Source organism: Sphingomonas phyllosphaerae FA2, assembly GCF_000427645.1.
Classification (GTDB): Bacteria; Pseudomonadota; Alphaproteobacteria; order Sphingomonadales; family Sphingomonadaceae; genus Sphingomonas; species Sphingomonas phyllosphaerae.
Genome location: NZ_KE386571.1, coordinates 2,258,115 through 2,278,936, shown reverse-complemented (window position 1 = coordinate 2,278,936; position 20,822 = coordinate 2,258,115). Strand labels below are relative to the sequence as shown.

Sequence of the window (20,822 nt, the reverse complement as noted above, 5' to 3'; positions counted from 1 at the left end):
GAAGGGGGGGTGATATGAAACGTACCAACGGTTTTGCGATGATAATCGCAGCAAGTGCCGCTTTCATGATTTCGCCGAACGCGGAGGCAAGCAGCCTCACCGAACTTTGGTCGCGGCCTGTACGAGCAACCTACGATAGCGGTAAAAGCGCGCTTGCGTTGGAGCATTGCATTGGCAGCGCCGTAAGCGATTGGGGCGCGCCGAGCGTCCTGCACGGCGAAGGCGTCATCGACATATGGGTGGGCGTACCCTTTGCGATCCGCATCAAGGACGGTCCAACAGGCAGGACGATTAGCTTCACCGCATCCGGCGCTTACGATGACCGTGTAGCCCGCGCGATCGGGCGGTGCCTGTGAAACCGCTCGGCATTCTATTGTGGGCAGCTGGGGCGGGGTTGGCTGCCTACGCCATGTTCGTCTTTGATCCCTCGGTAGAGGGAGGCACGTTTGGCGGGCGGGTCGTCAACCTCGCCTTGCAACAGCAGCAGATGATGATGACGGTATGTGGTGCCGCCCTCTTCGTTGCGGGGGTGGTGCTTCATGCCTTTGCCGCAACCCGTCCACGCGCCGCCGCCGCCGCCGCGCAGCCAATGGACAAGCGGTCATGGTGGCAAGCGTATCGGGATGAGGTTGCTCGTATCGGTGCCGAGACCGACGAGAAAGCGCCCTAGACAAATCGGATCAAAAAGAGAACAAAGGGTCATGGACACGCCATCGCCCCTCACGCTCGCCGCAGCCGTTCTATCCGCACCCGGTTGGGTGCGCGGCGGTATAGCCGCTCCTAGCGAACGCGTGCGCGAAGAAGCTGCCTTGGCCCTTGCTACGCGGATCGTCGATAGCTTGGAAAGGCCGGTCGCGATTGTGCCGGATGGTCAAATGACGCTGCCGCTTGTTTCACTGCAACCGAAGCGCGCACTCATCGAACCGCACCGGACGTGATATCCTCTATAAACGACTTAACTAGCTTCTGGTATTTGTCTCGGATTGTAAGGTCACGCTCCCCGGTGAAGCATCGGTCCCATTCACTCTTCCATTTTTTTCCGTCAATCCTCATCGCCTCCTGCTTTTCATTCGGAAATGATCGTATTTGTGCATTTTCTCCTGATCCGGTGTAGGTCTTAAAAGATGCAGTCATAAAACCTTGGTATGCATCATTCGTGTCCTTGGACCAAAAAACACTGTACATGTAGAACTTTCGATCAGCCTCTCTTTTGAACCTGACAATATCTTCCGGCGTATAATTCCTGAAATCGCCAACGTCGTCTATATAGACATAAATCTTATTGAGGTCAGGCCCGATTAGTTCGTATGCTTGCTGCTTTAATAGAAGCACCTGCTCGGTTCTTTTTAGGTTGGCCTGTTGGTCATTTAAAGCTCTAGACACGAAGAATGTTAGAACTGCAATTGCCAAGGGCGTCAGCACGCCCACAAATATCTTTACCCATTCCTGAATATACTTGGCGTTGTCTAAATCTTCCGCTTTCATGCCACCCACCCTTGAACAGCAAACGTAATCTAACAAGCTACTGGCGGAAGGATGAACGAGACAGCCTGTGGTGGCTAGCGAAGAAATTAACAGCTTGTTCCTGTTATAGCGGGGAAGATGCGTTTGTAGATTCCTGCTGTACCGGCGCGACTTCGCAGCACGTTGCTATACAACCTAAGTCGATGTGCCGTTATCAACGCCAGCATCGCTGATGACGAAAGGGGCTGCGGGAACGATCCTGCGGCCCTTTTTCGTGTTTGACCCGTAAATTGCAGGAGCGCAGTTCCTATGATCGCCCTTGCCGCTCTCAAACCTGCCGTATTTCCCCCTGCAAAGCCTGTACAGCGCAGTTCGGCGCACTTGGCTAGCAAGGTGCCAATGCGCCTCCGTCGCTCTGCGCGCCCCCTCTAAGGATCAACGCAGATACCGCTCGATGAAATGAGCCATGTTAACTCACATAGGAGGTCTTAGGGCAGTAAGCAGCTTACTAAGGGTGTCTGCAATCAGTGAACAAGCCAAAAAAGTAGACCCTCACACTTATGCTGCGGCAGCCATTTCCAGTTGCCTGTGAAAACTGTTTCCTACTCTCTTAATGCCTTTTGATTGAATGCCATCTTTGAAGCGCTCGGTTTTTACCACCTTTGTCAAATATGATTGCCCCCTCCCGCCACATGCTGCGGTTAAAGCGTTGAAGCTAACAGAATTCTGCCTTTTCATTATCGCGAAGAGTGTCTGTAGCACCAAATCATGTTTTGTCTTTTTACTTGGCGTGCAGGGCATCCATACGTCGATCGAGCAGCCGGGGAATGCGCGGACAATTTGCTCCCTTCGTTGATCGCTATCCTTCATGATGAGGTAGACGTTTGCGGCTCCCGCTAATGCACCGTCACGCTGGCGTACCCTGCTCCGGCATACAGCTTGGTAGACGTTGTGCATGAATGCGCTTGCTGCTTCCTCCCGCCGTTCTTCCTTGCTGACGCTACCGTCCCGCCTACCGCTGGCGGCGAGCGCCAAGGCATCATAGCCATCGTCACCATAGTTGTAGGCCGACACGATGATGACGTTCGGTATGTCCCGGTATTCGTTGGTGCCGATATGTCGACCCCAACTGGTTACACGCACGCGATTGGGGTCGGTTAGCAGAGCGTGAAGCTCCTTCGGCATAGCCACCGGGCCATCGCCACTACCACACGCATCCTTTGCGATGACGATCAGGAAATCCTCTGTCTTGGAGTTCACCAGCGCCGCAATGGTCCCGTAAATGATTGCACGTTGAGCGGCGTTTCGCAGCGCGGTCTTGCCAGCCGCCAAATCACACCAGTGGAAAGCTAACCGACTATATTCCAACAGCGCCGGTTCAAGGTCGACCACGTTCATGCCGTGCGCCCGTAGCTGCTTATAACGGCTCGTCAGGCGGGCAGAGGCATCCAACACGATCAGCGGCATGATGTCCGCTGGCAGTGACCGTCCCGCTCCCAAGAAGGTCCAATCGGTATAGTCACTGCCCCGGAGGTAGGCGGTTGATCCCGCCAGCTTTCCCAGCGCTTCCAGCGTTCGCTTCGGTGCCTCCGCAACCTTCAAGCCACCCTTCAACACACGGTCAACGGTATCGATGATCGCCAGCGGAATATCGAGTGCCAAGCCCGCGACCGGCTCCGCACAGCTTTGCACCAACGCCCAAAGCATATCCCTATCCGGCCTAGGTAAGGCCTTGTAGGCGCTAGGGAGGGAATGAAGGTCTACGATATCAAAGGCGGCACCCTCGGCGGCGGCGAACCCTTCGTCCCAAACCCGCAAAGCCCGAACGTTTCCAAAGTAGCGAAACTCCGCGACCGCTTCGAAGCCACCGGCAATCAGCATCATCTTGCGGGCCATCACCTGCGATACAAACAGAACCGGAACCCTGTTCGCAGCACTCCGTCCAGCGCCATACATTTTGTACTTTTCGTCACTGGTAAAGACGGCGTAATCGGCATGATCCAGCCCCGTGCCCCTAACAATGGGGTCAATTTCCTCTAAGGTGCGTAGGAAGATAATGGCCCCATCACCGCGAAATCCATCAGCCCTCCATTCCCGTAACGCCTTTTGTAAAGCCGTCGTCTTTCCCGTTCCACAATCTGCACTCATCAAATGGATGGCGGGGCTTAACTCGCCTCTAAAACCCTTTTTCATTTCCCTATTAAGGAGCGATAATGATCGCTCGATCTTCAAGGCCGAAGATAGGATTGTGGAAATAGGGATTGAGCAGGAAGGCTCTGGAAAAAATCTATCAAGCTCTTCATTTTCTATGTACAAAACTTCATTCTTGTAATGCAAAATTCTAACCTTTAAAAATAATTATCTAGTCCATTCTTTTTATCTATATAGAAATGGACTACTTTTTTGATCGAGTTATTCGATTGAAATCAAAGAAGTTCAATCTTCTTGGATTATCCCGCGCATCAGAAATGCTCCGGTTCTGGCGAAGCCAAAAGCCGAAGGCCGTAATCAAATGCACGGTAAACGAAATGGGGTCAGGTCCCGGCGTCCCGGATGTCGAAGCGTTGACTATGCCATGCCGGTGACGAGTGCCTTTTACCAGCGAGCGGTTGGGCGTAAACCCCTTATTGGCTCGGAAACTTAGCGCCGGTCTTGTTAAGCCATGTTTAGTTATATTTACGCTTAGGATTAAATCTGACGTTAAATAGCGTGCTGCGGACGTTAATAGCGAGCATCAGATCAACGGGCGAGGTTTCGCCGATGATGGTTTCGCCCAATCATATTAGCGCATAAACGCGTTCCAAAATGATCGGCGAGGCCTTTTCCGAGCGCGAAACTGCAATCCTCACCCTTGTAAAGCTTGTGTCTCGCGCTCCCATGACCGACCCGCCAGCCTCTTGGCTAGATCAATCGGATTTAAATGGGTGTAGCGCATAAGCATCCGCATATCACGATGCCCGGATATTGCAGCTAACTCGACGGTTGTCAGGCCTAGTTCCGCAAACCTGCTGATCGCTTCATGCCGAAGATCATGAAATCGAAGGTCCGACAATCCTGCACGTTCTCTTAATCGGTTCCAAGAGAGCCGAAGTGCAATAGCGGATAAAGGGAACACCTTACCGGCCGATGCTTTCTGCTTCTTCAATATCGCGACACCGGCCTCGGTAAGCGGGATAGTACGAGCATGGCCAGTCTTCGTATGCGGAATATGTGCTGTACGCTTTTCTAGATCGACGTAACGCCACTCTAAATCGAGGATTTCTCCCCGTCTCATACCCGTTTCTATCGCGAACATGATCACCGGGCCGACAAGCGGATTGCGGGTCTTCTTTAAGGCATTTAGTAGCCGTTCCAGTTCGCCAGCTTCTAATCGGCGATTTCTTGCGTCCTGAACTGGTAAACGTCGAACCTGTGCCACCACGTTAGCGGTCAACCCGTAACCCCAATCCTTTCGCGCAACTTCAATCACGTTATGCAGAAGGGACATTTCCCGCGCTACTGTTCCGGGCTTAACCTCCTTGGCTCGTTGATCCCTGTAAGCCGCTACAGCGGCGCTAGAGAGGTCCGCGAGCAATAAGGTGCAAAGGGGAGCGTTCGCTAGCTTCCTTAGCCGTAGCGTCTCCGTATCCGCACTACGCTTAGAGGGGGTCACTTCATCTACGTAGCGGGTAATCAGGTCGCCAAGGGTCGTCCGTTTTAGGTCGCGGTGGTTGGTCGGCTGATCGCCCCGATCAATCACCGCCTCCCTCTCACGCGCCCAACGTTCCGCCTCCACCTTGATGGGAAAGGTCCGAAACTGCGGTTGGTAGCCCTTGCGGCGAATCTGGACAAACCATCCACCCGCTCGCTTGCTGATTGTCGCCATGTAGCACGCCCTTGTGTCCGTTTTGTGTCGCGGAGCACTCAAAGAGGCGATTCGACGGATTAGGGGCAAGTCAGACTGCCCGAAAATCGCCTAAAAACAACGGCTTGCGATGGTTGTTGCTGGTGCACCCGACTGGATTCGAACCAGTGGCCTCTGCCTTCGGAGGGCAGCGCTCTATCCAGCTGAGCTACGGGTGCCGGTTCGGCTCGCCTAGCAGGGGTCGGCGCGCCGCGCTACCCGTTTTGACGGCGAAAATCGTCAGCGGGTCAGCATTACAGGGTGGAAGGGTGCCAGCCCGCAGCTCGCGCCACCCATCGGGCCGCTTGCGTAGAGGACCGTGATCAGATCCTGTGCGCACAACTGCCCGATCGATGTTGCATAACCGAAGCGACGTTCGCTGCCGAGGCCCGGGCAGCGTTGCGGCAAGGTGACGCGGTATAGACGGCGGCCGATCGTGCGAAAATCGATCACCCGGTCGCTGCGGACCAGCGTTTCCTCGATCGATGTGAGCGACAGGCACGTGCGGGGCGAGCCGGTCGGCGTTGCGGGCGGTACGTCGGCTGCGTGGTCGCGAGCCAGCGCCGGCGCGGCGGCGATCAGCACGGCGGCAACGATCAGCGGGCGCATCGTCACTCCTTGGTGCGCGCGGGTGGGGGCGGGGTCTTGGGCTTGAACGCGCAAAGGTCCGCGACGATGCAGCGCCAGCATTCCGGCCGGCGCGCCTTGCAGACGTAGCGGCCATGCAGGATCAGCCAATGGTGCGCGTGGACGCGGAACGGGGCCGGGGTCGCGGCGTCGAGCTTTTTCTCGACCGCCAGCACCGTCTTGCCCTTGGCGAGTCCGGTGCGGTTGCCGACGCGGAAGATGTGCGTGTCGATCGCGAACGTCTCGGCACCGAATGCGACGTTCATGACGACATTGGCGGTCTTGCGACCGACGCCGGGCAGCTTTTCCAGCGCCTCGCGCGTGTCGGGGACGCGGCCGCCATGCTCGTCGACCAGCGCCTGCGACAAGGCGATGACGTTCTTGGCTTTCGTGTTGAACAGACCGATCGTGCGAATGTGCTGCTTGAGTTCGTCGAGCCCGAGGTCGAGCATCTTTTGCGGCGTATCGACCTGGCTGAACAGTGCGCGGGTCGCCTTGTTGACGCCGGCGTCGGTCGCCTGCGCGGAGAGCACCACCGCGACCAACAGCGTGTAATCGTTGACCGATTCCAGTTCGGTCTCCGGGTGCGGATTGGCTTCGGCGAGGCGGCGGTAGAATTCGGCGACGTCGGCCTTCTTCAAAGCCCGAGCACCTCGGCCATTGCGTAGCGGCCCGGTGCGCGGCCGGCGAGCCATAGCGCGGCCTTCACCGCGCCGCGCGCGAAGATCGTGCGATCGTCGGCGCGGTGGCCGATCTCAATCCGCTCACCTTCGCCCGCGAAAACAACATTATGGTCGCCGACCACCGATCCGCCGCGAAGGGACGCGAAGCCGATCGTTCCCTCGCTTCTCGCACCGACCAGCCCGGCGCGGCTGTCGACGCGGACCTCGGACAGCCGGGTGCCACGCCCGGCCGCCGCGGCGTCGCCGAGTAGGAGTGCGGTGCCGGACGGGGCGTCGACCTTGTGACGGTGGTGCATTTCGGTGATCTCGATGTCCCAATCGGCGCCGAGCCGGGCGGCGGCTTCGCGCACCAGGACGCTCAACAGTGTCACGCCGAGCGAGGTATTGCCGGTTTGGAGCACCGCGATCGTCTCTGCGGCGCGTTCGATCAGCGTTTGGTGGGTCGCAAGCAGCCCGGTGGTGCCGATGACGATCGGCGTGCGCGCCGAAATCGCCGCCGTCAAATGCGCCTCGAGCGCGGCCGGTGTCGAGAAATCGACCAAAACATCGGCGGCGGTGGCAATCGGGAACGGATCGCTGCCGGCATCGCCGCCGCCCGCGACCGTCACACCTTCACCGGCGGCGATCGTGGCGATCGCGCGGCCCATGCGGCCGTTGCTGCCATAGATGCCGATGCTGGTCATGCGGGATCACTCTACAGGGATTGTGTCAGACAATTCCCCTTCGCACGAAACGACGCGGCGCGGCAGGGGGCGGGGCGAACTTTTCCAGTTTCGCGGGGCGCAGCGGTATGCGGCAGGACGGCGCTGCGCTGCGACGGTTTATGGAACGTCATCCGTACCCGTTTATGCTGGCGAAATGCGGCGCTGCTATTCCCCGATGATCAAAGCGAGGGGTCGTTATGAAGAAGCAGCTTGTCGCCGGGGCAGTGGCCGCCGGTGTGTCCCTGGCGGCTGCGGCCGCGGTGAGTACTGCAAGCGGGAGTGGCGCTACCACCACGACGCCGGTGACGGTGGTCGCCGCGGCGGCGACGGTCGCACCGACGCCGACACCGACAGCCTCGGCCCTCGCCGTCAAGGCCACCGCAGCGGCGGTCGTCGCGACACCGGCGGCGGCGACGACCACGACCACCGCGTACAAGAAGGCGGTGTATATCGGCAATTATCCTGCCGATCTCGTCGCGTACGAGCTGTGGCTGGGCAAGCGTACCGATGGCGTGCAGCTGCACACCGGCCGCGCCGGCTGGGGCGACTGGGGCAGCTCAATCGGCTGGCTGGTCGCGCTGTGGAGAGGTATCGATCGCCCGATCTACTGGTCGATCCCGTTGATCGCACAGGGTGCGACGCTGGCCGACGCGGGTGCGGGCAAGTATAACGCCAATTACGTCGCCGCGGCGCGGACGCTGGCGCAGGGGTATCCCAATTCCAGCAAGATCTACGTGCGGACGGGCTGGGAGTTCAACGGTGACTGGCAGCCCTGGGCCGCCAAGGGCAAGGAAGCGCAATATCGCGCCGCCTATCGCCAGTTCGTCGCGAGCTTCCGCAGCGTTTCCGGCCGCTTCGTCTTCGAATGGACGCCGAACAACGGCGATCTGGGGATGAACCCCGAGAACGCCTATCCCGGCGACGATGTCGTCGACATCATCGGCATGGATTTCTACTACAATCATCAGTGGGATCCGGCGGATGGTGCGAAGGCGTTCGCGTATCACCGTGACGAGAAGTACGGGCTGGCGTGGCATCAGGCGTTCGCCAAGCTGCACAAGAAGCCGACCGCATACGCCGAATGGGGCGTGAGCAGGAATTCGGACGCCAGCTATGTTCAGGCGGTGGGTAACTGGTTCGCGACGCATAACATCGTCTATGCGTCGTACTGGAACTCGAACGCGGCCTATCAGGGCAAGCTGAGCGACAATCAGTATCCGGCGGTCAGCACGGCGTATCGGGCGTTGGTGTTGAAGTAAGCTCGTGGCTTGGCGCTACTTCAGAGCGTGATGACATCGACTTGATCGATCATTTCGAGCGAAGCGAAGCAATCCAGAGTCGGACCAGGACGCTCTGGATTGCTTCGCTACGCTCGCAATGACGAACGATTTGTCCGACCTGATGTCATCACGCTCCAAGCTCAGGCCATCGGCTTTCCCATCGCCCTGGGCCTGACCCGGGGCCCGCTTCTTACTTCTGGCGCGAAGAAGCGGGGCCCCGGGTCAAGCCCGGGGCGACGATCTCGGGGGACCGTCAGTCGACCGAGAGCGCCAGCTTGCCGTCGCCCTCGTCGACATGAACGGTCGCGCCGTCCTTCACCTCGCCGCGCAGGATCAGCTCGGCGAGCGGGTCTTGCAGGTGGCGCTGCACTGCGCGCTTGAGCGGGCGGGCACCGTACACCGGATCGTAGCCGACCCGTCCCAGCCACGCGCGCGCCGCGTCGGTGAGGTCGAGCGTGACCTTGCGATCGGCGAGCAGCTTGCCGACGCGGCCGACCTGGATGTCGACGATCGGCCCCATGTGCGCCTGACCGAGCCGATGGAACAGGATGATCTCGTCCAGCCGGTTGAGGAATTCCGGGCGGAAGTGCGCGCGCACCACCTCCATCACCTGCGGCTCGACGCTTTCCACCGGCGCGTCGTCGGGCATGTTCGCCAGATACTGGCTGCCAAGGTTCGAGGTCAGGATGATGAGCGTGTTCGAGAAATCGACCGTGCGCCCCTGACCGTCGGTCAGCCGGCCGTCGTCGAGCACCTGCAACAGCACGTTGAACACGTCGCCATGCGCCTTCTCGACCTCGTCGAACAGCACGACCTGATAGGGCCGGCGCCGCACTGCCTCGGTCAGCACGCCGCCTTCCTCATAGCCGACATAGCCCGGCGGGGCACCGATCAGCCGCGCGACGGCGTGCTTCTCCATGAACTCGCTCATGTCGATCCGCACCATCGCGCTGGAATCGTCGAACAGGAATTCGGCGAGAGCCTTGGTCAGTTCGGTCTTGCCGACGCCGGTCGGCCCGAGGAACAGGAAGCTGCCCAGCGGCCGGTTCGGGTCCTGCAAGCCGGCGCGCGCGCGGCGCACCGCGGTGGAGACGGCGCGCACCGCATCGGCCTGACCGATCACGCGCTTGCCGAGCACTTCCTCCATACGAAGCAGCTTTTCGCGCTCGCCCTCCAGCATCCGGTCGACCGGCACGCCGGTCCAGCGGCTGACGACGCCGGCGATGTCGTCGGCAGTGACTTCCTCGCGGAGCATCGCGCCCTGCGTCGCGCCCGCCGCGTCGGCGAGTTGCTTCTCGAGCGCGGGGATGCGCCCGTAGGACAGCTCGCCCGCCTTGGCGAGATCGCCCTGCCGCTGCGCCTGTTCGAGTTCGAGCCGCGCGGCGTCGAGCTGTTCCTTCAGCTTCGCCTCGCCGGCGATCTTGTCCTTCTCGGCCTGCCAGCGCGTCGTCAGTTCGGCGGACTGCTGTTCGAGATTGGCGAGTTCACCCTCCAGCGTTTCGAGCCGGTCGAGCGACGCGGCGTCGGTCTCCCGCTTCAGCCCCTCGCGCTCGATCTTGAGACGCAGGATGCGGCGGTCGAGCGTCTCGATCTCCTCGGGCTTGCTCTCCACCTCCATCCGCAGCCGGCTCGCGGCCTCGTCCATAAGGTCGATCGCCTTGTCGGGCAGGAAGCGGTCGGTGATATAGCGGTTGCTGAGCGTCGCCGCCGACACCAAGGCACCGTCGGTGATCCGCACGCCGTGGTGCAGCTCGTACTTTTCCTTGAGCCCGCGCAGAATGCTGATCGTATCCTCGACGGTCGGCTCGCCGACGAACACCGGCTGGAAGCGGCGTTGCAGCGCCGGGTCCTTCTCGACATGCTTGCGATATTCGTCGAGCGTGGTTGCGCCGACACAATGCAGCTCGCCGCGCGCCAAGGCGGGCTTGAGCAGATTGCCGGCGTCCATCGCGCCCTCGGATTTGCCCGCGCCGATCAGCGTGTGCATCTCGTCGATGAACAGGATGATGTCGCCATTGGCCTGCTTCACCTCGTCGATGACGCCCTTGAGCCGCTCCTCGAACTCGCCGCGATATTTCGCGCCAGCGATCAGCGCGCCCATGTCGAGCGCCATCAGCGTCTTGTCCTTGAGGCCGTCGGGGACGTCGCCGTTGGCGATGCGCAAAGCAAGGCCCTCGACGATCGCGGTCTTGCCGACGCCCGGTTCGCCGATCAGCACCGGATTGTTCTTGGTGCGGCGCGCGAGCACCTGGATCGTGCGACGGATTTCCTCGTCGCGGCCGATCACGGGATCGAGCTTGCCATCCTTCGCGGCCTGCGTCAGGTCGCGCGCGAACTTCTTCAGCGCGTCGTAGCGATCCTCGGCGCTGGCGGTGTCGGCGGTGCGTCCGCCGCGCAATTGCGTGATCGCGGCGTTGAGTGCCTCCGGCGTGGCATTGGCGGTCTTGAGCGCCTTGCCCGCGGCGGTGTTGAGGCTGAGCGCGAGCGCGACCAGCAGCCGTTCGACGGTGACATAGGAATCGCCCGCCTTTTGCGCGATCTGCTCGGCCTGATCGAGCACACGCACCGCATCGGCCGACAGGCCGGGCTGGTTCTGCGCGCCCGAGCCGCTGACCGCCGGGATCTTCGCGAGCGCGGCGTCGGTCTCGGTCACGGCGCGGCGTGCATCGCCGCCCGCAGCGGTGATGAGCCCGGCGGCCATGCCCTGCTCGTCCTCCAGCAACGCCTTGAGCAGATGCTCGGGCGCGATCTGCTGGTGGTTCATGCGCAGCGCGACGGTCTGTGCCGATTGGAGGAAGCCGCGCGCGCGATCGGTGAATTTGTCTAGGTTCATCTGTAAGCCCTGTCTCTCTTGGGTGTCAGATGGTGTTGCTTTTGAGCAACACAAGGGGGTGGGTTGCGCCATCGAAGCTAGGGTGGCACCGCGAGCGTCGCAAGCATGGAGGCAGAAGTGGCGCGTCGTGTTCTGGTGACCGGGGGCTGTGGGTTCGTGGGGCGCCATCTTGTCGCCAAGCTGGCCGCAGAGGGCGGCAACGAGGTCTGGATCATCGATGATCTGTCGACCGGCAAGGCGCCCGCCGATTGGGAAGTGCCGCAGCTTCGCCACGTCGGCGAAGAGGGCGGGGTGGCGTTCCACGAGGTCGTCGGGCACGATGCGGTGGTGCGCTTCATTCGTGCCGACTTCGTCGCAGTGGCGCAGGCCGAGCTGGGGATGACGCCGACGCTGGGGCTCGCCAAGCTGCCGGCGTTCGATGAGGTCTATCACCTCGCCAGCGTGGTCGGCGGGCGCAACGTGATCGACAACGATCCGCTGGCGGTCGGGATCGACCTGGCGATCGACAGCACCTTCTTCCTTTGGTCGGCGAAGGTCGCGCGGCCCGAGCGCATCCTTTATGCCTCGTCCAGCGCGGCCTATCCGATCGATCTGCAGGAAGCCGGTGAGAGCCGTGCGCTGCACGAGGACGACATCTCGTTCGAGAAGCGGCTGGGGCTGCCCGATTATACCTATGGGTGGAGCAAGCTGACCGGCGAGTATCTGAGCCGGATCGCGCATGAGAAATACGGGCTGAGCGTCGGCGTGGTGCGGCCGTTCTCGGGCTATGGCGAGGATCAGGACGTGGTCTATCCGTTCCCGGCGATCGCGTTGCGGGTCGCGGCGCGGCGCGATCCGGTGCGGGTATGGGGATCGGGGCACCAGACGCGCGACTTCGTGCATATCGACGATGCGTGCGAGGCCTGCCTGCTGGTGTGTCGCGGAGTGAGCGACGCGCGGGCGTTCAACATCGGATCGGGCAGGGCGACCAGCTTCCTCGACCTCGCCGCGCGGATGGTGGCGATCGAGGGTTATGACGCGCCGGTGCTGGGGACCGAGGGCAAGCCGGTCGGGGTGGCGGAGCGCTATTCGGATGCGGCGCGGATCCGGGATGAGCTGGGGTGGGCGCAGACGATCTCGCTGGATGCGGGGATTGCGCGCGCGCTGGATTATGCGCGGTCGCGGCTGGCGCGGGGTGTGGAGCCGGAGTGAGAATGTCCCTCGTCATTCCCGCGCAGGCGGGAATCCAGAACCTCTGACGCCCGCGCCTCTATCGACAGACCTGCGCGTCTGGCTTCCCGCCCTCGCGTTAATGACGGCGCAGGTGGGCGACTTCACTGCTTCCAGGTCTTCTCGCGCAGGTTCAGGTGGCCGAGCTTGCGCGCGTTCAGCCGCGGGCCGAGGAAGCGGTAGAAATACCAGTCCTTCGCCATCGCCGGCGTGAAATGGTAGAGCAGCCGCTCGGGCAGCGTCCAGCGGACGCGGGTACGGTCGGTGCGGCGCTCCGAGGGGATGCACCACAGGTCGAACGGGTAGACGACGCGGCCCTGCTTCACGACGCGCTGCATGATCTCGTGGTCCATCAGTACATAGGACCAGTGACGTTCGGCATAACCGCCGGCGGCCACCAGCGCGGCGGTGCGGAAGGTCTGGCCGAAGCCGCCGGTGTGCGTCTGCTTGGGCCATAGCCAGCTGGCGATGCGGTTGTGGCGGCGCTTGCGGAGCGCCTTGGCGGCGTCGGGCGGTACGTCGGTCGCCATTACCGCGACCACGTCCGGGCTGGTATACGCCGCCTCGGCGATCGCGAGATAATCGGGCGGGTAATAGGTGTCCGCATCGCCGAACGCGACGAACTCGGTCGCGAGGTGCGGCATCGCGGTTTCCAGCGCGAAGATCTTGCCGGGGCGTGTCTCGCTCAGGTGCACGATCTCGACGTCCGACAGCGTCGTGGCGCGGGCGATCGCCGCCGATCCGTCGGTGGAGCCGTTGTCGACCAGGATCAGCCGGAACGGTTTGCGGGTCTGCGCGCCGAGGCTGTCGAGCGTGGCGGCGAGATACTCCGCCTCGTTGAAATAGGCGATGACGAACGTCCACTTCATGCCGTCGTCTCCGCAAGGCGCAACAGGGTGCGGCACGCCGCCTCGCTGGAGCGCAGACCGTGCGTCGCCACGACATGCGCGCGCGCCGCTGCGCCCATCTGCGCCATGCGCGCCGGATCGCGCAGCAAGGCGGCGACCAGCGGGCGGAAGTCGCGTTCTGTGACGCGCAGCCCGCAGTCGGGCGGGATCACGTCCGGCCCCAGACGATCCGCGAAGCCGACCACCGGACGCCCGCACGCCATCGCCTCGGGGATGGCGCGCGGGAGATAGTCGCGGCGTCCGGCATGGAAATACAGGCCGGCCTGCGCGAGCAACGCCGGTATCTCGGCATGACGGCGATGCCCGAGCCAGTCGATCGCCGGATAGCGCCGCGCCATCCGCGCCGCATCGGGCCCGCCCCCCGCCACCGCGGCGCGGTGCGCGCGCGACAGCATCCCGATCTCGGCGAAGCTCTTCCAGCGGGTCACGCGGCTGACCGACAGGACGTCCCAGCGGCGCGCCGCCTCGATCGGGCGGAACAGGCCGGTGTCGATCGTCTTGGGCAGCCGCTCCATCCGGTCGAGCGGGATGCGCGGGCGGAACCAGCCGCCGGCGGCCAGCGCCTCCTCCTGCAACGCGCATTCGGTGAACAGCAGCCGCGCGTGCGGGACCAGCCGGCTCCAGTAATCGCCGCCGATGATGAGCGCGAACGGGCGCTTGTCGGGGCGCAGCGCGCGGTCGAACAGGCGATAGCCGGCGCCGCCGTTGGTGCCGATCAGCACGAACAGGTCGGCGGGATCGCTGCGCGCCGCCGTCACCATCGAGTCGCTGAAATGATTGCGCGATTTCGCGCCGCCGCCGGTCTTCTCGAACAGGCGGATGCGATACGGCGCGCCGAAGTCGGGCGCGGAGACGTGCTCGGCCGCCGCAGCGCCCACACCCCACAACTCGACATCGGCACCCAGCGCGGCTAGGAGCGCGGGCATCCGCCGGTCACGATTGTCCCAGCGTAGCCACTCCACCGGATCGGCGACGCTGTGATAGGCCGGATAGGTAAGGACGAAGATTATGCGTGTCGTCTGGCGTGTCATGCGGCGTTCCGTTCCCGCCGTACCAGTGCCGGCCCGCCCTGCCTAGGTTGCCGACGACGTGAACAACTCTCCCATGCCTTTTGCGGACGACGGGCCGCGCATTTCCTGCCTGATGGTCACCGCCAATCGCCGCAAGCTGGCGGAGCGGTCGGTCGATTGTTTCCTGTCGCAGGATTATCCCAACCGCGAGCTGATCATCGTCGACGACGGCGACGAGGATTATGCGCCGATCCTGCGCGGCATCCCCGTCGATCGCGTGTTGCACCACCGGCTGCCCAAGAACCCGGCGACGACGCTGGGCGACCTGCGCAACCTGTCGCTCGATCTCGCGCGCGGCGAGTTGATGGCGCATTGGGACGACGACGACTGGTTCGCACCGCGCCGGCTGTCGCGGTCGGTGACGACGCTGGGCGACAAGGCGGCGGTGTGGGGCGAGGCGACGCTGATGCATCTCGACGATCCGGCGTGGCTGGATCGCCCATATCTCAGCTGGTTCCAGGGCGGCGCGCCGAGCACGATCGTGCATCGCCGCCGCGACGACATCCGCTATCCCAGCGAGCGCAAGGGCGAGGACAGCACGTTCCGCGACGCGTGGCTGCGGCTGGGCACCGCGTTGATCCCCATGAGCGAGGCGCATCTGCTGATCCGCTGCTTCCACGGCAACAACACCTGGGATCGCGGGCATTTCGAGCGGCGGCTGGCGCTGCGCCCGTTGCAGATTGTCGAGTGGCGGCTGCGGCAATTGACCGGCACGACCGCGCGTTATTCGGCGTTCCGGCTGACGCCCGAGCAGCAGGCGGCGTTCGACACCTATGTCGCGCAGTCACGCGCCCTGGGGCTGTTTTGAGCGCAGCCGAGCGCTGGCGGACGCTCGCCGAGCGTCCGTGGGTACGTGTCGCGGGCAAGGTGCTGCGTTGGGCGTTCTTTGCCGGCATGATCGCGTGGATGGTGCTGAAGGTGCGCGCGATCGGCTGGACGCAGGTCGTGCGGTCGCTGCCGACCAACCCGCTGTTCTACCTGTTGTTCGTCGTCACCTTCCTGGTGCTGCCGGCGTCGGAGACGATCGTGTTCCGCACGATCTTCGCGCGGCCGTTGCCGGGCGCGTTCCCGGTGCTGATCCGCAAGCGCGTCTACAACAGTGCGCTGGTGGGATATTCGGGCGAACTCTATCTGTTCGTCTGGCTGCGGCGCACGATTGGGCTGTCGAAGCGCGTGATCGCGATCGGGCTGAAGGACAATGCGATCCTGTCAGCGGTGTCCTCCGGGCTGGTCACGCTGCTGTTGCTGATCGGCTTCGCCGCCGCGGGCAACGGGCGGCGGATCGCGGCGTGGCTCGATCCGGGGCCGGCGCTGGTGATCGCGGGGCTGGTCGGGGCGGTGTTCCTCGCGCCGTTGCTGTTCCGCCTGCGCCGCCAGTTGATCGCGATGCCGTTGCCGCAGGCGGGCAAGGTGCTGGGGGTGCATGTCGCCCGGATCGTCGTGGTGGTGCTGCTGCAGGCGACGCAATGGGCGGTGGTGCTGCCGCAGGAGCCGTGGAGCGTGTGGCTGGTGTTCCTGACCGCGCAGATGGTGATCTCGCGGCTGCCGATCGTGCCGAACCGCGACCTGCTGTTTCTGAGTGCCGCGCTGGAGATGAGCGGGACGATCCAGGGGCCGCGCGAGGCGATGGCGGGGCTGTTGCTGGCGGGCGGGGCGCTGACGCAGGGGAGCAATCTGGTGTTCTACCTACTGACGTCGTTGTCGAAGCAGCCGCCGGTGGTGGAGGGTGGCGATGTCGTCGAGGCGGACGAGCCCGACGGGGAGAAGATGGCTGGGATGCCGTGAGCTTCGTCGTCATTGCGAGCGTAGCGAAGCAATCCAGGGCGTCCTGGTCCGGCTCTGGATTGCTTCGCTTCGCTCGCAATGACGCAAGTGGAGCTTACCGCTCCACCGCCACCACCTCGGCGCGAGTCCAGCCGCCGCCCATCGCCTGATACAAGGCGACATAACTGTTGAGGCGGTCGGCGCGTGCCTGCGCCAGCGACAGTTCGGCGGTCAGCAGCGTGCGTTGCGCGTCGAGTTGCTCGATGTAGCTCGAATAGCCGGCGCGGTAGCGGTTGGTGGCGTTCTGGAGCGCACCGCGCGACGCGGCCACCTGCTCCGACAGCGCCTGCGCCTGTTCGCCGGTGCGGCGCGCGCCGGCCAATGCGTCTTCGACCTCGCGGAAGGCGGTCAGCGCGGTGCGGCGATAGGCGAAGGCGGCCTGATCGCGCCGCGCGGTCGCACCGCGTTCCTGCGCGCGCAGGCGTCCGCCGTCGAAAATCGGGCCGAGGATGCTGGCACCCAGCGAGAACACCACCTCCGGCTGCGCGAGCGCGGTCGACAGCACGAGGTTTGCCGCGCCGGTCAGCGACAGATTGGGCAGCATCGCCGCACGCTGGCTGTCGAGCGAGCGGTCGGCGGCGACCAACGTCTGTTCGGCCTGGAACAGATCGGGGCGGCGGCGGAGCAGATCGGCGGGCAGCCCGTCCGGGATCGCCGGAGTGGCGATCCTTTCCAGCGTCACCCCGCGGTCGATCGTGCGGGGCACGTCGCCGGTCAGCAGCGCCAGCGCATTCTCGGCGCGCGTGATCGCGAGTTCGGCGGCGGGGACGAGTTGTGCGGTGCTGGCATATTCGGCCTGCGCCTGCCGGTATTCGAGCCGCGAGGTATAGCCGGCCTCGAACCGTCGCTGCGCGATCCGCAGCGCCTCGGCACGCGCCGACAGCGTGTCGCGCGCGATCGCGAGCCGGTGGTCGAGCGCGCGCAGCGTGATGTAGCTTTGCGCGGTGGTCGCGGCTACCGCGAGCCGCACCGTATCCGCTGCCGCTTCGGTGGCGAGCAATTGCGCGCGCGCGGCGCGCGTCGCCTGCCGCAAGCGCCCGAACAGGTCGAGGTCGTAGCTGAGCGTGACACCCGGCTGCACCGCGGCCGAGCGCGCGGTGGTGCCGAGTGCGCTGATCTGCTGCCCCTGCGTCTCGGGCACCGCGCCGCCGACTGCCGGAAGCAATTGCGCGCGCGCCAGTGACTCGGCGGCGCGTGCTTCCTCGACGCGTGCGGCGGCGGTCTGGATGTCGAGATTGTTGGCGAGCGCGCGCTCGACCAGCGCGGTCAGCACCGGGTCGCCGAACCTCTGCCACCAGCCGGCTTGTACCGGGCCACCGACCGGCAGGGCGCTGCGCCATGCCGGAGGCGGTACAACCGCGGCGCTTTCGGGCGCGGCGCGGCGCGGGCCGGGCAGGGCGCAGCCCGCCAGCAACAGCGGGAGCAGCAGCGCGCGGGTCTTGCTCATTGCGGCGCGGGCACGCCGTCGGTGTCGACGCGCGCCTGCACCGACATGCCGGGGCGCAGCCGCTCGGCAAGTCGCTGGCCGGGGTCGACGCGGATGCGTACCGCGATCCGCTGCGGCACCTTGGTGAAATTGCCGGTTGCGTTGTCGGACTTCAGCACCGCAAATTCGCTGCCCGCGGCGGGCGAAATGCGCTCGACGCGCCCGGTCAGCCGCGCGTTGGCGAGCGCGTCGACGGTGAAGCTGGCGCGCTGCCCGACCGCAATCCGCGCGGTCTGCGCTTCCTTGAAGTTGGCGATCACCCATGTCTCGGGGGGCACGAGGAACATGAGCTGCGACCCGGCGGTGACATATTGCCCGGCGCGGACGCCGACCTCACTCAGCCGCCCGGCTTCGGGCGCGCGGATCACGGTGTTGGCGAGGTCGATCTTTGCGAGGCGCAGCGCGGCGCGGGCGCCCGACACGCCGGCCTGCTGCCCGCCGCGCCCGACCTCGACGGTGCGGATGTCCTGCCGCGCGATCTCCTGCGCGGCCTCGGCCTGATTGAGCTGCGCCTGCGCCTGCCGCAGCGCGGCGAGCGTCTGGTCGCGCTCGCGCAAGCTGACCGAGCCGTCGGTGACGAGATCGTTGACGCGATTCATGTCGGCCTGTGCGCGCATCAGCTGCGCGCGGGCGTTGGCAACTGCCGCACCCTGCGCGCCGAACGACGCCTGCCGGCTGGCCGCGGTCTGGGTGGCGTTGGCGAGCGTCGCCTGCGCGGTTTCAACCTGCGCTTGTGCCTGTTCGACGCGCTGCGCGTAGATACGGTCGTCGATGGTGACGAGCGGCTGGCCGGCTTTCACATTCTCGAAGTCGCGGACCAGCACGCGGGTGACATAGCCCGACACCTGCGGCGCGATCACCGTCGTGCGGCCGCGGACATAGGCGTTGTCGGTCGATTCGTAGGCGGTGGTGAACGGCCACACCCGCCATGCGGCGAGCACCGCGGCGATCCCGGCGACGGCGAGCAGCAGGATCAGCGCGATCGCGGTGCGCGACAGCGCGGGCGGACGCCAGCCGGAGCCGGCGGGCGGAGCAGGAGCCGCGGCGGCTGCATCCTCGGCCACTTTCTCCTCGGTGGCGGGCGCGGCGGCAACGGGGGAACGGGTATCGGTCATGCGGTGGCCTGAACGCGCGCGCGCCACGAACGGCGCAGCAGGAGGAACAGAAGATAGAAGAAGGTGAGCGCTGCCAACACCGCGATCAAGCGGAACATGTCGTCATAGGCGAGGACGTTGGCCTCGCGCGTGGCGGCTTGCGACAGGAGCGCGCCACCCTCCGCACTGCGCAGCGTCGGATCGCCGACGACGCGCGCGACGCCGCTTGCGCCGGACTGGAGGCGGGCCTGCACGATCGGGTCGGTCGGGTCGATCGCCTGCACCAGCGCGGCGCTGTTCGCCTTCTCGCGAACCACCTGATAGGTGCCGAGGATCGCGGTGCCGGCGAGCCCGCCGATCGAGTTGAGCACGCCGAACAGCGCGAGGAAGCTGATGACGTGCCCGGCGCCCTGTTGCAGCGCGCGCGTCATTCCGAACAACAGCGACGGCCCGAGGAAGAACGCGCCCGCAAAGGCGATCGTCGCCTGTGTTGCATAGAGCTGCGGCGCGCGCGTCAGGCTGGTGGAGTAGGAATCGACCCAGGCGGCAATTGCGACCAGCCCGATCGCGAGCATCACCGGATGCGCGAGCTTGGTCGGGTCGAGCGTGATTGCGCTGATGACGAACCCTGCGACGGTGGCGAGGAAGATGATCGTGAAGAAGGGCACGAGCTGGTCGTTGTTCTGTCCCAGCACGGTCAGCAGCCCGACCGCGCCATAGGTCTGTTCCGACAGCACGATCCGCGCCATCAACGTGACGACCGCGAAGCGGATGATGTCGGCGCTGCCCAGCCAGCGCGTGTTGAGCAGCGGATTGGCGCGGTGATGCTCGATGATGAGCGCCGCCGCCAGCATCGGGATCGCGCCGAGCAGCGCCCAGCCGATCCACGCCGACTGCGTCCACCACACGTAGCGCCCGAGCCCGAGCACCGCCGCGAACAGCCCCATCGACCCGGCGAACAAGGCGAAGGTGACGAAGTCGAGCTTCTCGAACGCCTTCTGCCGCGTCGTCGGCGGCAGGCGGAAGGCGAGGACGGCGGCGAGGCTGAGCGCCGACAGGCCGAGTTCGAACAGGTAGAGCGTTCGCCATTGGCTCATCGACAGCAATTCGGGCGAGAACAGCCGCGCGAGCGGGGTGGCGAGCTGCGGGATGCCGATCCCTAGCACGATCGCGCGCAGCCGCCATTTGGCGGGGAACGCCTGCATCAGATAGTAGAGCGCGAAGGTGTTGAGCGCCGCGCCGGCCATCCCGCTCGCCGCGCGCACCAGCACCGCCGACCAGAAATCGCGCACGAACAGATGGCCGAGCGTCAGCAGCAGGTAGAGCGACAGGAAGATGATCGCGAACGGACGTAGCCCGAATTGCTGGCGGAACTTGATGAGCAGCAGGTTGATGCTGACGTTGGTCATCACATAGACCGTCGGCAGCCACGCGATCTCGGCCGGGTCGAGCCCGAGCGCGCCCGCCAGCGTGACGGTGTTCGCGCTGACCAGCGCATTGCCGAACCCGCTGGTCAGCCCGACGAGGATCGCGACCAAAGCATAAGCGATCTGGCGGCGGCGCGGGTGGTCGGGCGAACCCGGCGAGCCGGGCATGACCGGACGCTCGTGGGGCGCATAGTCCCAGCGTTCCTCGGCGAGGACGGTGCGGAGGCGGGTGAAGAGCGACACGACCGTGCCTGATCCGCCGTCATTGCGAGCGTAGCGAAGCAATCCAGAGCGGCTCGCACGCGGCCCTGGATTGCTTCGCTACGCTCG

19 protein-coding genes and 1 tRNA gene are annotated in these 20,822 nt (G+C 64.4%); 7 read left to right on the top strand and 13 right to left on the bottom strand.

Annotated elements, in window-relative coordinates:
- Positions 1 to 14 precede the first annotated feature (14 nt).
- The 3 genes from SPHPH_RS0111035 to SPHPH_RS21735 are packed head-to-tail and all read left to right on the top strand — an operon-like array spanning position 15 to position 938.
- Positions 15 to 356, top strand: coding sequence for a hypothetical protein (locus SPHPH_RS0111035; RefSeq protein WP_028966748.1), 342 nt, complete (start codon positions 15 to 17; stop codon positions 354 to 356).
- Positions 353 to 670 carry a hypothetical protein gene (locus tag SPHPH_RS0111030; protein ID WP_028966747.1) on the top strand — a complete coding sequence of 106 codons (318 nt, stop codon included), beginning with the start codon at positions 353 to 355 and terminating at the stop codon, positions 668 to 670. The genes SPHPH_RS0111035 and SPHPH_RS0111030 overlap by 4 nt, the downstream gene beginning before the upstream one ends.
- On the top strand, positions 624 to 938 hold the full coding sequence (locus SPHPH_RS21735) for a DUF6771 family protein (protein WP_337587821.1): 315 nt from the start codon (positions 624 to 626) through the stop codon (positions 936 to 938). Before SPHPH_RS0111030 ends, SPHPH_RS21735 begins: the two co-directional genes overlap by 47 nt.
- On the opposite strand, the gene SPHPH_RS21170 is transcribed toward SPHPH_RS21735, so the two are convergent.
- From SPHPH_RS21170 to dapB, 7 genes are all read right to left on the bottom strand, one after another.
- Positions 916 to 1,485, bottom strand: coding sequence for a hypothetical protein (locus SPHPH_RS21170; protein ID WP_156025981.1), 570 nt, complete (start codon positions 1,483 to 1,485; stop codon positions 916 to 918). The genes SPHPH_RS21735 and SPHPH_RS21170 overlap by 23 nt on opposite strands.
- Positions 1,486 to 2,022: 537 nt before the next feature.
- On the bottom strand, positions 2,023 to 3,801 hold the full coding sequence (locus SPHPH_RS0111025) for a hypothetical protein (protein ID WP_156025979.1): 1,779 nt from the start codon (positions 3,799 to 3,801) through the stop codon (positions 2,023 to 2,025).
- A 508-nt stretch (positions 3,802 to 4,309) separates the two neighbouring features.
- On the bottom strand, positions 4,310 to 5,329 hold the full coding sequence (locus SPHPH_RS20795; RefSeq protein WP_081668601.1) for a site-specific integrase: 1,020 nt from the start codon (positions 5,327 to 5,329) through the stop codon (positions 4,310 to 4,312).
- Between the two features lie 120 nt (positions 5,330 to 5,449).
- Positions 5,450 to 5,526: transfer RNA gene (locus SPHPH_RS0111020), tRNA-Arg, on the bottom strand.
- Positions 5,527 to 5,587: 61 nt separating this feature from the next.
- A complete protein-coding gene (locus tag SPHPH_RS0111015) occupies positions 5,588 to 5,956 on the bottom strand; it encodes a hypothetical protein (RefSeq protein ID WP_037488456.1) in 369 nt (122 codons plus the stop codon).
- 2 nt (positions 5,957 to 5,958) lie between these two features.
- Positions 5,959 to 6,615, bottom strand: a complete 657-nt coding sequence (gene nth, locus SPHPH_RS0111010; RefSeq protein ID WP_028966744.1) for an endonuclease III — start codon at positions 6,613 to 6,615, stop codon at positions 5,959 to 5,961.
- Entirely contained in the window at positions 6,612 to 7,340 is a 729-nt protein-coding gene (dapB, locus tag SPHPH_RS0111005; protein ID WP_028966743.1) for a 4-hydroxy-tetrahydrodipicolinate reductase, read from the bottom strand. Before dapB ends, nth begins: the two co-directional genes overlap by 4 nt.
- 218 nt (positions 7,341 to 7,558) lie before the next feature.
- Between dapB and SPHPH_RS19500 the strand changes: the two genes are divergently transcribed.
- A complete protein-coding gene (locus tag SPHPH_RS19500) occupies positions 7,559 to 8,620 on the top strand; it encodes a glycosyl hydrolase (RefSeq protein ID WP_051272968.1) in 1,062 nt (353 codons plus the stop codon).
- Between the two features lie 274 nt (positions 8,621 to 8,894).
- Here SPHPH_RS19500 and clpB read toward each other — a convergent pair whose 3' ends face one another.
- Complete coding sequence (clpB, locus tag SPHPH_RS0110995; RefSeq protein WP_028966742.1) at positions 8,895 to 11,474, bottom strand: ATP-dependent chaperone ClpB; 2,580 nt, start codon at positions 11,472 to 11,474, stop codon at positions 8,895 to 8,897.
- Between the two features lie 117 nt (positions 11,475 to 11,591).
- Here clpB and SPHPH_RS0110990 point away from each other — a divergent pair, with 117 nt between their 5' ends.
- Entirely contained in the window at positions 11,592 to 12,665 is a 1,074-nt protein-coding gene (locus SPHPH_RS0110990) for an NAD-dependent epimerase/dehydratase family protein (protein WP_202900660.1), read from the top strand.
- 122 nt (positions 12,666 to 12,787) lie between these two features.
- Here SPHPH_RS0110990 and SPHPH_RS19495 read toward each other — a convergent pair whose 3' ends face one another.
- Both SPHPH_RS19495 and SPHPH_RS0110980 read right to left on the bottom strand, forming a co-directional pair.
- Positions 12,788 to 13,552, bottom strand: coding sequence for a glycosyltransferase family 2 protein (locus SPHPH_RS19495; protein WP_037488452.1), 765 nt, complete (start codon positions 13,550 to 13,552; stop codon positions 12,788 to 12,790).
- Positions 13,549 to 14,622 (bottom strand): glycosyltransferase, encoded by a 1,074-nt coding sequence (locus tag SPHPH_RS0110980; RefSeq protein WP_028966740.1) that lies wholly within the window; start codon positions 14,620 to 14,622, stop codon positions 13,549 to 13,551. Before SPHPH_RS0110980 ends, SPHPH_RS19495 begins: the two co-directional genes overlap by 4 nt.
- Positions 14,623 to 14,695: 73 nt before the next feature.
- Here SPHPH_RS0110980 and SPHPH_RS0110975 point away from each other — a divergent pair, with 73 nt between their 5' ends.
- Positions 14,696 to 15,469 (top strand): glycosyltransferase family A protein, encoded by a 774-nt coding sequence (locus SPHPH_RS0110975; RefSeq protein ID WP_028966739.1) that lies wholly within the window; start codon positions 14,696 to 14,698, stop codon positions 15,467 to 15,469.
- Positions 15,466 to 16,446 carry a hypothetical protein gene (locus SPHPH_RS0110970; RefSeq protein ID WP_028966738.1) on the top strand — a complete coding sequence of 327 codons (981 nt, stop codon included), beginning with the start codon at positions 15,466 to 15,468 and terminating at the stop codon, positions 16,444 to 16,446. The genes SPHPH_RS0110975 and SPHPH_RS0110970 overlap by 4 nt, the downstream gene beginning before the upstream one ends.
- A gap of 94 nt (positions 16,447 to 16,540) precedes the next feature.
- Here SPHPH_RS0110970 and SPHPH_RS0110965 read toward each other — a convergent pair whose 3' ends face one another.
- From SPHPH_RS0110965 to SPHPH_RS0110955, 3 genes are read right to left on the bottom strand one after another with little or no spacing between them, the layout of a single operon-like run.
- Positions 16,541 to 17,932 (bottom strand): efflux transporter outer membrane subunit, encoded by a 1,392-nt coding sequence (locus SPHPH_RS0110965; RefSeq protein WP_028966737.1) that lies wholly within the window; start codon positions 17,930 to 17,932, stop codon positions 16,541 to 16,543.
- Positions 17,929 to 19,086, bottom strand: a complete 1,158-nt coding sequence (locus SPHPH_RS0110960) for an HlyD family secretion protein (protein ID WP_028966736.1) — start codon at positions 19,084 to 19,086, stop codon at positions 17,929 to 17,931. The genes SPHPH_RS0110965 and SPHPH_RS0110960 overlap by 4 nt, the downstream gene beginning before the upstream one ends.
- Complete coding sequence (locus tag SPHPH_RS0110955; protein WP_028966735.1) at positions 19,083 to 20,735, bottom strand: MFS transporter; 1,653 nt, start codon at positions 20,733 to 20,735, stop codon at positions 19,083 to 19,085. The genes SPHPH_RS0110960 and SPHPH_RS0110955 overlap by 4 nt, the downstream gene beginning before the upstream one ends.
- Positions 20,736 to 20,822 lie beyond the last annotated feature (87 nt).